Origin of the sequence: Nocardia aurantiaca (genome assembly GCF_009708175.1) — a bacterium.
In the GTDB taxonomy this organism is placed as follows: domain Bacteria; phylum Actinomycetota; class Actinomycetes; order Mycobacteriales; family Mycobacteriaceae; genus Nocardia; species Nocardia aurantiaca.
This window is the reverse complement of sequence record NZ_WMBB01000001.1, coordinates 24,295-37,544: the sequence shown is the minus strand read 5'-3', so window position 1 is coordinate 37,544 and position 13,250 is coordinate 24,295. Positions and strand designations below refer to the sequence as shown.

Genomic DNA, 13,250 nt, shown 5'->3' with positions numbered 1-13,250 from the left:
TCCGCCCCGAGGAGTGAGAGGGTGCGGGGCGGATCAAATCATCCGGGACTCAGTGCTTCACCGGACAGGTCTTGTAGTCGACCTGGAATTCCTTGATGCCGTTGAGCCAGCCGGAGCGCAGGCGGCGCGGGTCGCCCAGCTTGGAGATGTCGGGCATGTGGTCGGCGATGGCATTGAAGATGATCTCGATCTCCAGCCGCGCCAGGTTCGCGCCGATGCAGTAGTGCGCGCCGGTGCCGCCGAAGGACAGATGCGGGTTGGGGTCCCGCAGGATGTTGAAGGTGAACGGATCGTCGAACACCTCCTCGTCGAAGTTGGCCGAGCGGTAGGACAGGATGACCCGCTGGCCCTTCTTGATCTGCACGCCGCTGACCTCGATGTCCTCGAGCGCGGTGCGCTGGAAGGAGCTGACCGGGGTGGCCCAGCGGATGATCTCGTCGGCGGTGGTCTTGGGCCGCTGCTCCTTGAAGAGCTCCCACTGGTCGGGGTTCTCCAGGAACGCGATCATGCCGTGGGTGGTGGCATTGCGCGTGGTCTCGTTGCCGGCGACGGCCAGCATCATGACGAAGAAGCCGAATTCCTCGGGCAGCAGCGCCTCGCCGTCGACATCGGCGTTGATCAGCTCGGTGACGATGTCATTGGCCGGGCAAGCCCGGCGGGCCTCGGCCATCTGGTAGGAGTAGCCGAGGATCTCGGTGGAGGCGACCACCGGGTCGGCGGTGCTCTCCGGATCGTCGTAACTGGTCATGTCGTTGGACCACTGGAAGAGCTTCTTGCGGTCATCCTGTGGCACGCCGATCAGTTCGGCGATGGCCTGCAGCGGCAGCTCGGCCGCCACCTGCTCCACGAAGTCGCCGGTACCGGCGGCCACGGCGGCCTTCACGATGTTCTCGGCGCGCGCGGTCAGCTCGGCGCGCAGGCCGTTGATGACACGCGGGGTGAAGCCCTTCGAGATGATCTTGCGGAGCTTGGTGTGCTCCGGGGCGTCCTTGTTCAGCAAGACGAAGCGCTGCAGTTCGATCTGCTCGCGAGTGATGTCGTCCTGGAACCGCGGTATGGCGGTGTTCTCATGGGTGGAGAACACGTCGTCGCGACGGGACACCGTCTTGACGTCCGCGTGCTTGGTGAGCACCCAGAAGCCGTCGTCATGGAAGCCGCCGACCTCCGGAGACTTGGGGTTCCACCAGATGGGGGCGGTGCGGCGCAGTTCAGCGAGTTCTTCCACCGGCACCCGGTGCGCCCACATGTCCGGGTCGGTGATGTCGAATCCGTTCGGCACGTGCGGCCGGGCCTGGGTGTCCTCCACCAGCTGTCTCCTTTGACCAAACTGAAACACGTTCTACCGTTATTGAAGCACAGGAGGTAGAACAAGAGAAGGGACTAGGTAATTGACCCGAAAGGGTCTTACGTTACTTGCAGTGAACTCGTTGCACTTCTAATCCGAGAGGAAAGACATGGGTACTCCCGTCATCGTCGAGGCCGCGCGCACCCCCATCGCCAAGCGCAATGGCTGGCTGGCCGGCCTGCACGCCGCGGAGCTGCTGGGTGCGGCGCAGAAGGGCGTGCTCGAACGCGCGGAGCTGAATCCGGCCCTGGTCGAACAGGTCATCGGCGGCTGCGTCATGCAGGTGGGCGAGCAGGGCAACAATGTCACCCGCACCGCGTGGCTGCACGCCGGGCTGCCGTGGCAGACCGGCGCGGCCACCATCGACAACCAGTGCGGTTCGGCGCAGCAGGCCGCGGGCCTGGTGGCCGGGCTCATCTCCACCGGCGCCATCGAGGTCGGCCTGGCCTGCGGCATCGAGTCCATGAGCCATGTTCCCTTGGGCGCCAACGTCGGAACGCACGCGGGCCCGCGCCGCCCGGCCTCGTGGAACATCGATATGCCCAACCAGTTCGAGGCCGCCGAGCGAATCGCCAAGCGGCGCGGCATCACTCGTGACGATGTCGAGGAGCTGGGCGTGCGCTCGCAGCGACTGGCCGCACAGGCGTGGGCCGAGGGGCGCTTCGACCGCGAGGTGCTGACCATCAAGAACGCGCCGCAGGTCGACAAGGAAGGCAACCTGACCGGCGAGACCGCCGACATCAGCCGCGACCAGGGCCTGCGCGAGACCACCCGCGAGGGCCTGGCGAAGCTGAAGCCGGTGCTGGAGGGTGGAATTCACACCGCCGGCACCTCCTCGCAGATCTCCGACGGCGCGGCCGCGGTGCTGCTGATGGACGAAAAGGCCGCGCAGCGTGAGGGATTGCGGCCGCGCGCCCGCATCGTGGCGCAGTGCCTGGTGGGCGGCGAGCCCGAATTCCACCTCGACGGTCCGGTTCAGGCGTGCGAGCGCCTGCTCGAGCGCAGCGGCATGAGCATCTCCGACATCGACTTGTTCGAGATCAACGAGGCTTTCGCGTCCGTGGTGCTGTCGTGGGCCTCGGTGCACAAGCCGGACTTCGATCGCGTCAATGTCAACGGCGGCGCCATCGCACTGGGCCATCCGGTCGGCAGCACCGGATCCCGCTTGATCACAACGGCTTTGCACGAACTGGAGCGTTCGGACAAGAGCACGGCAATGGTCCTGATGTGCTGCGGCGGCGCCCTCGCGACGGGCACGATCATCGAACGGATCTAGTACCTCAATGATTTTGGGCGAGGTTGAACGTTCATCCGTCTTGCCGCAAAACGTGGCGTACGCCACACGATCATCGGTACAGACTGGAAGATGAGACATCAGCTATCTTATGGCTACCCGAGGCCCGTCCGGGAAGACCCTCGCGACGGGCCAGAACCGGGGTTCTCGAGCGCTCGGCAAGAACCCGTGAGGTTGGCCCGCAAACGCCCAAGCCGCAGTCGGTGAAGCGGATCACCGCCTCGAAGCTTCAAGGAAATCACGAATCAGGCGTAGGTTTTCAGTTACTGAGCCGCTAATATCAATGATACGTATCCGAGATAACGACTGTTAGTACAGCGAAGGGAATTGGGCGGCTCACAATGGCTGATTTCGCGGCGCGGCTGAACAAGCTGTTCGAAACCGTGCATCCCCCGGGGCGTAAGCCGCACACGAACGCAGAGGTGGCGGCTGCCTTGACGGCCTCCGGCCATCCGATCTCGAAACCGTATCTGTCGCAGTTGCGGTCGGGACAGCGCACGAACCCGTCGGATGAGACGGTGGCAGCGTTGGCAAAGTTCTTCAAGGTCAAGCCGGACTACTTCTTCAACGACATCTATGCTGCGAAGATCGATCACGATCTCGAGCTGCTGTCCCAGCTGCAGGGCTACGGGCTGCGTCGTCTGTCGAGTAGGGCGTTTGACCTGTCCGAAGAATCTCAGAACCTCCTCACCTCTATGGCGGAGAAGTTGCGGGCCAGCGAAGGGCTGCCCGAAATTCCTCCGGACGGCACGGAATAGGCACTGCCACAGAGCAACACAGTGCGGTTCACTCGGAGGCCGCACTGTGTTGGTTTGCCGCAGAGCTTGCTCCGGACTCGACATAGGGCGGGTCGCCGGTACTGCTTGCAGGGCAGCGCCGATGCCCCGCCGGACCATTCGGTTCGAGTGAAGGATGTTGCACCGGCCTCAGCGATGCTGAGGCCATGTGGCGTAGACCCCTGCGCTGGTGCAGCATGCACAAATCTGACATAAGGCCGCCCGGGTGCAGCCGGGCGGTCGAATGGGTTTGTTTGTGCACTATGTCGTTTTGTGCACTGTGAGTGTTCCGCCCCAATGCACCTCCGCGACAAGCAAGCGTGACACATCGAGTGACAAGTAAAGTCCCGTACTGCGCACGGCGGGTTCGATGAGACGAAACCTCGGATACGAAGTCTGATCGAGAAGACCCACCGGAATGCCACGCCCTTGGCAATCACGCGCGGTACGGGACTTGCGCTTTTGCGACAAGGTCGCAAAAGGGTCGGTGATCTTCGCGTGATCAACGCGGGAGTGCACGCAGAGTAATACGCAGCTCTCCCGAATAGTAATGGAAGAGTAATGACTACCGTTGCGCGGAGCCCTGAATCGCGCTCGGTGACGCGGCCGCGTCATAGGCGCGGGCGATCGCCTGCACCCAGCCACGCGGACTGACCGCCGCCGGCGGCGAGATCCAGCGGCCGTCGATCACCACCTCGCCGAACGGATTCCGCGCCCACTCGGCCACCCGTTGCGCGCGCTCGGCCACCGAGGCCGGCGGCGCGCCCGCCGCGGCGAGCTCCACACCGCTGCCGGATTGCAGGTAGAGCGCGTCCATGATCTGCGCCACCTGGTCGGAAGCCTTGAGCTGCGTACCCGATCCGGTCTGCTCATGCGCCACCACTTCAGGGAAGCGCGCGATCAGCACCCGGTGCAGGGTGCGAATCTGCTTGAGCAGCATACGGGCTCGCCACCATAGCTCGATCACGATCCACACCGCGCCGATCGCGACGAGCAGCGCGGCGAGTTGCCACATCGGCCAGAACCAGCCCGCATCGCCGGGTTCCGGCATCGGCTCGTCGCGCGCCGAGCGGCGAATCGACAACGCGGCCAGGAGCCCGACCACCGCGGTGCCCATGGTGTAGAGCGCGATGCCTCGTCCCAGAGTGGTCCAATCCAGGTTGCGCACACCGGTAATCACGATGAACACGCACTCCAGCAGCACGATCGCCCAGCCGAAGATGACCGACCAGAGCAGCGTCAGGATCACGGCGACCGCGCCGGCCGCGTAGATCGTCATACCGATCTGGCGCAGATTGACGCGCGACACCACCGGCCACGCGGCGGCCGCCACCACCGAGGTGGCGGTGGCGAACATGATCCAAGCCGCGGTCACCACCCGGTCGCCCAGCCACATGCCGTGCAACCCATTCGGTGCCGCATGGTCAACGGCCAGACCGATTTCCGGCACGCCTACGGTCACCGCCAGCGCCACCGCGGCCACCGCGGCCACGATCGCGACCCGCGCGGTGGTCGCCGGTTTCACCAGCACGCGACCGACGCGCGCACCCGAGGCCATCCATACCAGCATGGCCGTCAACCAGAAGCTCATGCCGCATCCTTTCGGGGATGACCCAGGGCCGCTCCGTCATTACGCAAGCAAGCGCACAGAGGTGCAGCGACTCCTCCGAGGCCTGACTCGGTCATGCCGCGTCCTCTCGGGGATGCCCGAGGGCCCCTACGTGGTTACGCAAGCTGCCTCCTCCGAGGCCCGACTCGGTCATGCCGCGTCCTCTCGGGGATGCCCGAGGGCCCCTACGTGGTTACGCAAGCTGCCTCCTCCGAGGCCTGACTCGGTCATCCCAATGCCTCATCGAATCGAAGAACCGAGACGCCCGCGCCCCGGCTGTTGAAGACCCGCAACCGGGTCATGAGCATGCTGGCGAAGGTCTCTGCCTCCCACTCACATTGCTCGTCGTCGCCCAGATCGATGGCCTTCTGATGCGCGCGCTGGCTGAGCATGTAGGCGATGAGATCGTCGCTGGCCTCCAGCACCACCTCGGTCGCCGCCTCGCCCGGATGATCGAAGACGATGTGCCCCAGCTCGTGCGCGAGAGTGTGCTCGCGGCTGGGCAGCGCCTGCGCCAGCACGATCACATCCCGGTCCGGGTAGCTGCGTCGCTGGCCGCACACGCCGGGACCCAGTTGGGCACTGGCGATCTCGATGGGGCGGCATCGCTCGGCCGAGATGGCGAGCACCACCTCGTCCAGGTCGGTGGCGTCGAAATCGGCGGCCACCGCGCACACCGCGTCCACCGCCGCGGCCACCCGGCGGTAGGACCCGATGCTATGAGCCTTGCTCTGGGTCATCGCGGTCCTCTCATGCCCTCGGTCCGAAGAAAGCAGCGCGTGCGGCATCGACGCGTGCCTGGGCCGCGGACGCGCTCTGGAAGCTCACCGCGCCCGAGCCGGTGCCCAGCAGCGCCATGGCGATCAGCCCGCCGATCACCGACAGCACCGGAATCGGCGGCAGCGGCGTGTTGTTCGAGGTCGGCCTCACGTCCGGATTCGGCTGGGCCAGAACGGGAGCGGGAGCCGACGCGGGTGGCGAAGGGGGCGGGGGCGCGGCGGGCGCGACCTCCGGCTCCGGCAGCGCGGCCGCCGGGGCCACCACTGCGGGCGGTTGCGCCGCGGCCGGCGGCCGCGGAATCTCCAGCGGCACCGGCGGAACCTCGGCGGGGGCGGCCGGAGGCGGAATCAGCAACAGCAGCAGTGGCGAGGCGCAGACGACGACGGAACCGAGGCCCGCCGAGCCCACCGCCGCGGAACCCAATGCGGCGGAACCGAGATCGGCCGAACCGGCCGCGGAACCCGCTCCGGCCGAACCGACGCCGGAGCCCGTCGCGGCGGAGCCGACGCCGGAACCCGCCGAGCCCAGACCGGCGAGGCCGCCGATCGCGGAACCCGCACCGGCGGAACCGATTCCGGCGGAACCCACCGCGGCCGAACCGGTGCACAGCGCGGCCAGCCCGGCCGAACCGACCGCGGCCGAGCCCACGGCGGCGGAACCCGTTGCGGCCGAACCGGTGCCGAGCAGCAGGCCCAGCAGCGCGGAGCCGGTCCCGATACCCGCCGAGCCGACGCCCGCGGAACCCAGGCCGAGCACGCCCGTGGCGCCGATCCCGGCGGAACCTACTGCGGCCGAACCGGTGCCGAGAGCGGCCGAGCCGGTGGCGGCTCCAGCCGAACCGGTACCGGCGACGGCCGAACCCAATCCCACCCCGGCGGAACCGGTTACGGCGGAGCCGGTGCCGCCCAGCACGGCCGAACCGGCCGCGGCCGAGCCGACACCGGCGGAACCGACACCGGCCGAGCCGGTTCCGAGAGCGAGCAGAATGGACAGCAGATCATGCGGCCCGGCCACCGGGGTGAGGGGCTGGGGCGCAGCGGCGTCAACGGATCGCGGTTGCGCACCGGAAGGCGCGGGCAGGGTCGGATCCTGTTCGGCGGGCGCGGGATCGAGCGGGATGCCGCCCGGCTGCGCCTGCGCGGCAGCGGGCCCGAGCAGCGCCGAACCGGCGACAGCTGCGATCACTGCCACCAGGCGCATTGCACGATCGACGATCATGCGACAGCCATCCCCTCATCGATACCGCGCGATTCTCCGCACCGGGGGTACGGAATCCCGATCCGCCCCAGGCAGATCGGGACAGGTCTCGAGCTCACCTGTCGCCCCGATTGCCGAACCGTTGCGGAACGCGGTCATCGTACCGGCCGCTACCGCAATTCGCACAAGTCCCGATCGCATCAGGGGTGCTCGAGAGCCGCAGGCCTGCTGACCCGCCCTATGTTGCCGGTATCGCACCGTCACTCCGGCCGAAAGAGCGCCGGGATGACGAGGGTGTGCCTAGGCGCCGTAGACGGGCTCCGGGGTGGTGGCCTTCGAGAGCAGATCCCGCACAACGGGACCCAGCTCGGCCGGCTCCCAGCGGGCGCCCCGGTCGATGGAGGCGCCGTGGCGCCAGCCGTCGGCGACGGTCACCTTGCCGCCCTCGACCTCGAACATGCGTCCGGTGACACCGGCGGAATCGGCGCTGCCCAGCCAGACCACCAGCGGCGAGACGTTCTCCGGTGCCATGGCGTCGAAGCCCTCCTCGGGGGCGGCCATCATGTCGACGAAGACCGTCTCGGTCATGCGGGTGCGGGCCGCCGGGGCGATGGCGTTGACGGTGATGCCGTAGCGGGCGAATTCGGCCGCGGCGGTGAGGGTCAGGCCCGCGATGCCGGACTTGGCGGCGGCGTAGTTGCCCTGGCCGACCGAGCCGAGCAGACCCGCGCCGGAGCTGGTGTTGATGATGCGGGCCTCGGGGGTGCGACCCGCCTTGGCCTCGTTGCGCCAGTACTCGGCGGCGTGCCGCATGGGGGCGAAGTGGCCCTTCAGGTGCACCTTGATGACGGCGTCCCACTCGTCCTCGCCGAGGTTGACCAGCATGCGGTCGCGCACGATACCGGCATTGTTGACCAGCACGTCCAGGCGTCCGAAGGCGTCGACGGCGGTCTGGATGAGGCGGCGCGCGCCCTCCCAGTCGGAGACGTCGTCGCCGTTCACGACGGCCTCGCCGCCGAGCGCCTTGATCTCCTCGACGACCTGCGCGGCCGGGGAGTCGGGGCTGGGCGCGCCGTCGAGTTCGGCACCGAGGTCGTTCACCACGACCTTCGCCCCGGCGGCGGCGAAGGCGAGGGCGTGGGCACGGCCGATGCCGCGACCCGCTCCGGTCACGATGACGACGCGGCCGTCGCAGATCTTGTTGTCGGTCATATCAATTACCTCACTGGTGTGAAAGGCGGACGGGGGCGGGCCGGCCTCTAGTGGCCGGAGACGGCGGGGACGTCTGCGGTGGACGCTGCGAGGAAGGCCGGCTTCTCGCCGCCGCCGTGCACCAGAAGCGCGCTGCCGGTGATGTAGGCGGCCAGGGGCGAGGCCAGGAAAACGGCGGCGCGGCCGATGTCCTCGGGCGCGGCCATGCGCTGCATCGGCACGGTACGGCTGACCGCCGCGATGCCGTCCTCGTCGCCGTAGTGCAGGTGCGAGGACTCGGTGTTGACCAGGCCGACGATGACCGAGTTCATCCGGACCTTCGGCGCCCATTCCACCGCGAGCGACGAAACCAGGCTGTCCACACCGGCTTTGGCCGCACCGTAGGCCGCGGTGCCCGGCGAGGGCCGATGCCCGGAGACGCTGGAGATCATCACGATGGACCCGCCGGTCTCCTGCTTCTGCATGACCTCGTTGGCGACCTGCGAAACCAGCAGCGGCGCCAGCAGATTCAGCTGCACGATCTTGGCGTGGAAGTTGGCGCCGGCGTCGGCGGCCAAGGCGAAGGGCGCACCACCGGCATTGTTCACCACGGTGTCCAGCCGCCCGTACTTCACGACGATCTGCTCGATCAGCCCGCGCACGGAGTCGGGCTCGCGCACATCGCACGGCAGGAAGTCGATACCGCGCCCGTTGCTCTCGACCGGGCTGTCCGCGGGGCGGCGCGCACAGGCCACGACGGTCGCGCCCGCGTCCAGGAAGACCCGGCTGATACCGGCCCCGACACCGCGCACTCCGCCGGTGACCAAGACGACCGAGCCGGAGAGGTTCACTTCGATTCCCACCGTGCTAACCTACCAAGCACTTGCTTGTTTTGCCAACGATGGGCTCCTACAACTCCGAGGACACGCGATGGGGATCAACCGTCACACCGAAACCGAGGGCGTCGAAGTCGTCACTGTCGACTACCCGCCGGTCAACGCTCTGCCTTCCGACGGCTGGTTCGCCCTGGCCGACGCCGTCACCCAGGCCGGCCGCAACCCGGAGACCCGGGTCGTCGTGCTGCGCGCCGAGGGGCGCGGCTTCAACGCGGGCGTGGACATCAAGGAGATGAACCGCGATGTCGGGCACACCGCCCTGATCCGCGCGAACCACGGCTGCTTCGCCGCGTTCGCCGCCGTCTACGACTGCGAGGTCCCTGTCGTCACCGCCGTGAACGGCTTCTGCCTGGGCGGCGGCATCGGCCTGGTCGGCAACTCCGACGTCATCGTGGCCTCCGACGACGCCACCTTCGGCCTGCCCGAGGTGGATCGCGGCGCGCTCGGCGCGGCCACCCACCTGGCGCGCCTGGTTCCCCAGCATCTGATGCGGACCATGTTCTACACCGCCGGCACCCTCACCGCGCAGCAGCTGCACCACTACGGCTCGGTCTTCAAGGTGGTGCCTCGTGCCGAACTCGACGCCGCCGCAATGGAAGTCGCCAAGAACATCGCCAACAAGGACGGCCGCGTCATCCGCGCCGCCAAGAAGGCGCTCAACGGCATCGACGTGCAGGACGTGCACCGCTCGTACCGCTTCGAGCAGGGCTTCACCATGGAGCTCAACCTCGCCGGTGTCGCCGACGAGATCCGGGCGCGCTTCGACGATGACCTGGCCGCGCAGAAAAAAGCACAGTAGAAGGGGCGAAATAATATGCGCGACAAGCGAATGACGCTCGACGAGGTCGTCGGCGAACTGCGCAGCGGAATGACCATCGGCATCGGCGGCTGGGGCTCGCGGCGCAAGCCGATGGCCTTCGTGCGCGCGCTGCTGCGTTCGGACGTCACCGATCTGACCGTGGTCACCTATGGCGGCCCGGATCTGGGCCTGCTGTGCTCGGCGGGCAAGGTGCGCAAGGCCTACTACGGCTTCGTGTCGCTGGACTCCGCGCCGTTCTACGACCCGTGGTTCGCCAAGGCCCGCACCGAGGGCGCGATCACCGTGCGCGAGATGGACGAGGGCATGGTCAAGTGCGGTCTGCAGGCCGCCGCGGCCCGGCTGCCGTTCCTGCCCATTCGCGCCGGATTGGGTTCGGCCGTCATCGATTTCTGGGAGGGCGAGCTGAAGACCGTCCAGTCCCCGTACACCGATGCCGACGGCCGCAGCGAGACCCTGGTCGCCATGCCCGCGCTGAACCTGGACGCCGCCTTCGTCCACCTGGACCTCGGTGACAAGCACGGCAATGCCGCCTACACCGGCGTCGACCCGTACATGGACGACCTCTACATGCTCTCCGCCGAGAAGCGCTACCTGTCGGTGGACCGCCTCGTCGAAACCGAGGAACTGGTGAAATCCGTTCCGACGCAAGCCCTCATCCTCAACCGCATGATGGTCGACGGCGTGGTCGAGGCCCCCGGCGGCGCGCACTTCACCTTCTCCGGCAGCTACGGCCGCGACGAGAAGTTCCAGCGCCACTATGTCGAGGCCGCCAAGACGCCCGAGTCGTGGGCCGAGTTCAAGGCTCGCTACCTGGACGTGTCCGAGGACGAATACCAGGCCGCCGTCAAGGCTTTCGCCGAGGAGCAGAAGTAATGACCGAGAACAACACTGCATCGCACCGCGATTCCGTCCGGGGTGGCGGCGTGGAGACGGGCGGGCCCATTACGCGGGCCGAGATCTGCGTCGTCGCCGCGGCCGAGATCTTCCGGGGCGCGGGCGAGATCATGGCCTCCCCGATGTCCACCGTCACCACCATCGGCGCGCGGCTGGCGCGACTCACCTTCGAGCCGGATCTGCTGCTCTCCGACGGTGAGGCGCTGTTCTTCGCCGAGATCCCGCCGATCGGCGGCAAGGCGCCCATCGAGGGCTGGATTCCGTTCTCCAAGGTCTTCGATGTCGTGAATTCCGGTCGCCGCCATGTGGTCATGGGCGCGAACCAGCTCGACAAGTACGGCAACCAGAACCTGTCGGCCTTCGGTCCGCTGCAGCGGCCGACCCGGCAGATGTTCGGTGTGCGCGGCGCGCCGGGCAACACCATCAACCATGCCACCAGCTACTTCGTGCCCAAACACAACAAGCGGGTGTTCACCGAGACCGTCGACATCGTCTCCGGAATCGGTTACGACAAGGTCGATCCCGAGAACCCGGCCTACCGGTTCCACCACCTGCACCGGGTAGTGTCGAACCTGGGCGTGTTCGACTTCAACGGGCCGGACCACACCATGCGGGCGCTGTCGCTGCACCCGGGTGTGAGCGCCGACGAGGTCGCGGAGAACACCTCCTTCGAGATCGCCGGGCTGGCCGAGGCGGGCGAGACCCGTCTGCCCACCGAGGAAGAGCTCACCATCATCCGGACCGTGCTGGACCCCAAGGGCTTCCGTGAGAAGGAAGTGACGGCATGACCGCACAACGTCTGAAGACGCCGCTGACCGAACTGGTCGGCATCGAGCACCCGATCGTGCAGACCGGCATGGGCTGGGTCGCCGGTCCGGGACTGGTCGCGGCCACCGCCAATGCGGGCGGCCTCGGCATTCTCGCCTCGGCGACCATGACCCTCGACGAGCTCGAGGTGGCCATCGCCAAGACCAAGGCCAAGACGGACAAGCCCTTCGGCGTCAACATTCGCGCCGATCTGTCCGACGCGCCGGACCGCATCGACATGATGATCCGCGACGGCGTGAAGGTGGCCTCCTTCGCACTGGCTCCCAAGAAGGAGCTCATCGCCAAGCTCAAGGACAACGGCGTGGTGGTCATGCCGTCCATCGGCGCGGCCAGGCACGCGGTCAAGGTCGCCTCCTGGGGCGCGGACGCGGTGATCGTGCAGGGCGGTGAGGGCGGCGGTCACACCGGTTCCGTCGCCACGACGCTGCTGCTGCCGTCCGTCCTCGACGCCGTGGACATCCCGGTGGTCGCCGGTGGCGGCTTCTTCGACGGCCGCGGCCTGGCCGCCGCGTTGTCCTACGGCGCGGCCGGAGTCGCCATGGGCACCCGCTTCCTGCTCACCCAGGACTCGAGCGTGCCGGACTCGGTCAAGCAGGAGTACCTCAAGCGCGGACTGCAGGACACCGTCGTCTCCAAGAAGGTCGACGGCATGCCGCACCGCGTGCTGAACACCGAACTGGTGGACAAGCTGGAGCACTCCAGCGGTGTGCGCGGCCTCACCGCCGCCGTCGCCAACGCCTTCAAGTTCAAGAGCATGACCGGCATGAAGTGGTCGACCATGATCAAGGACGGCATCGGCATGCGCAAGCAGAAGGACCTCACCTGGTCCCAGGTCATCATGGCCGCGAATACCCCGATGCTGCTGAAAGCCGGTCTGGTGGAGGGCAATACCCACGCCGGCGTGCTCGCCTCCGGTCAGGCCGCGGGCATCATCGAGGACCTCCCGACCGTCGCGGACCTGATCGACCGCATCATCGCCGGGGCCATCGAACGCATCGACAGCCTCAACCAATACCGCGTCACCACCACCGCCTGACGCCCTGAACGTGCGCGGCCACCACAGCCCGACCGCGCACCCCGGATCCGCACACATCGGATCCATCGCGCGCCGCCTGTCCGGCGCGCCGAGCCGTCCCCGGAACCTCTCGCCCGGGGGCGGCTTCGCGCATTCCCGACGGCTGTCGAGTGCGCCTCGCGTCAACCGCCCGAGCCACGTTGGACACAATCGTTGGCAAGGGTTGGAGTGCTCGTCCGTAACCGCCCCTGCCACGCACCCGCACCCAGGTAATCTGCGCGATGTCGCCGAGCCGATCGAACGCGCCACCGGACTCCGCGTCGAGATCCTGGAGGGAAGTCTGGTGATGTCGCTGACTCCACGAGGTGACTGCCGGGAGATGCACCGCGAACCCTCGAAACCCCGCGACCGTGACCGGGTCAGGCCAATCCGTAGCGGTGCCGGACGGCGGGCGGTAGGGCGTACGGATTCGGAGGGTCCGCCGGAAGTGAGTCGGAAATTTCCTGCGGTACACAGAGGTTCGCCCGCTCGGGGCCGGGCAGGAGAAGGCGGCGTAGAGCGGCCGCAACCAGCGGATCGGCCGTGAACTCGTGTCGAAGGGTAGC

The 13,250-nt window shown here is 67.6% G+C and carries 12 protein-coding genes; 6 read left to right on the top strand and 6 right to left on the bottom strand.

Annotation, left to right across the window (positions count from 1 at the left end; translation table 11 throughout):
* Positions 1 to 49 precede the first annotated feature (49 nt).
* Positions 50 to 1,246, bottom strand: a complete 1,197-nt coding sequence (locus GLP40_RS00185) for a cytochrome P450 (RefSeq protein ID WP_154786289.1) — start codon at positions 1,244 to 1,246, stop codon at positions 50 to 52.
* A gap of 208 nt (positions 1,247 to 1,454) precedes the next feature.
* Between GLP40_RS00185 and GLP40_RS00180 the strand changes: the two genes are divergently transcribed.
* Positions 1,455 to 2,621 (top strand): steroid 3-ketoacyl-CoA thiolase, encoded by a 1,167-nt coding sequence (locus GLP40_RS00180; RefSeq protein WP_154785792.1) that lies wholly within the window; start codon positions 1,455 to 1,457, stop codon positions 2,619 to 2,621.
* A 359-nt stretch (positions 2,622 to 2,980) separates the two neighbouring features.
* Complete coding sequence (locus GLP40_RS00175) at positions 2,981 to 3,397, top strand: helix-turn-helix domain-containing protein (protein WP_011207048.1); 417 nt, start codon at positions 2,981 to 2,983, stop codon at positions 3,395 to 3,397.
* Positions 3,398 to 3,980: 583 nt separating this feature from the next.
* Here the strand turns inward: GLP40_RS00175 and GLP40_RS00170 are convergent.
* The 5 genes from GLP40_RS00170 to GLP40_RS00150 form a co-directional block, all read right to left on the bottom strand.
* Positions 3,981 to 5,006: a hypothetical protein gene (locus tag GLP40_RS00170; RefSeq protein WP_154785791.1), complete on the bottom strand. Its 1,026-nt coding sequence runs from the start codon at positions 5,004 to 5,006 to the stop codon at positions 3,981 to 3,983.
* Positions 5,007 to 5,251: 245 nt separating this feature from the next.
* On the bottom strand, positions 5,252 to 5,764 hold the full coding sequence (locus tag GLP40_RS00165) for an ImmA/IrrE family metallo-endopeptidase (RefSeq protein ID WP_154785790.1): 513 nt from the start codon (positions 5,762 to 5,764) through the stop codon (positions 5,252 to 5,254).
* A gap of 10 nt (positions 5,765 to 5,774) precedes the next feature.
* A complete protein-coding gene (locus GLP40_RS00160; RefSeq protein WP_154785789.1) occupies positions 5,775 to 7,022 on the bottom strand; it encodes a hypothetical protein in 1,248 nt (415 codons plus the stop codon).
* A 279-nt stretch (positions 7,023 to 7,301) separates the two neighbouring features.
* Positions 7,302 to 8,213 carry an SDR family oxidoreductase gene (locus GLP40_RS00155; protein ID WP_154785788.1) on the bottom strand — a complete coding sequence of 304 codons (912 nt, stop codon included), beginning with the start codon at positions 8,211 to 8,213 and terminating at the stop codon, positions 7,302 to 7,304.
* 47 nt (positions 8,214 to 8,260) lie between these two features.
* Entirely contained in the window at positions 8,261 to 9,049 is a 789-nt protein-coding gene (locus GLP40_RS00150) for an SDR family oxidoreductase (RefSeq protein ID WP_328289617.1), read from the bottom strand.
* A gap of 73 nt (positions 9,050 to 9,122) precedes the next feature.
* Here GLP40_RS00150 and GLP40_RS00145 point away from each other — a divergent pair, with 73 nt between their 5' ends.
* Genes GLP40_RS00145 through GLP40_RS00130 form a run of 4 tightly spaced genes read left to right on the top strand, consistent with a single transcriptional unit; the run spans position 9,123 to position 12,666 of the window.
* Entirely contained in the window at positions 9,123 to 9,887 is a 765-nt protein-coding gene (locus GLP40_RS00145) for an enoyl-CoA hydratase family protein (protein ID WP_154785787.1), read from the top strand.
* 15 nt (positions 9,888 to 9,902) lie between these two features.
* A complete protein-coding gene (locus GLP40_RS00140; RefSeq protein WP_154785786.1) occupies positions 9,903 to 10,781 on the top strand; it encodes a CoA transferase subunit A in 879 nt (292 codons plus the stop codon).
* The gene (locus tag GLP40_RS00135) at positions 10,781 to 11,590 is read left to right on the top strand and encodes a CoA-transferase subunit beta (protein ID WP_154785785.1); all 810 of its coding nucleotides are present in this window, start codon (positions 10,781 to 10,783) and stop codon (positions 11,588 to 11,590) included. The genes GLP40_RS00140 and GLP40_RS00135 overlap by 1 nt, the downstream gene beginning before the upstream one ends.
* Positions 11,587 to 12,666, top strand: a complete 1,080-nt coding sequence (locus GLP40_RS00130; protein ID WP_154785784.1) for an NAD(P)H-dependent flavin oxidoreductase — start codon at positions 11,587 to 11,589, stop codon at positions 12,664 to 12,666. Before GLP40_RS00135 ends, GLP40_RS00130 begins: the two co-directional genes overlap by 4 nt.
* The last annotated feature ends 584 nt before the right edge of the window (positions 12,667 to 13,250 follow it).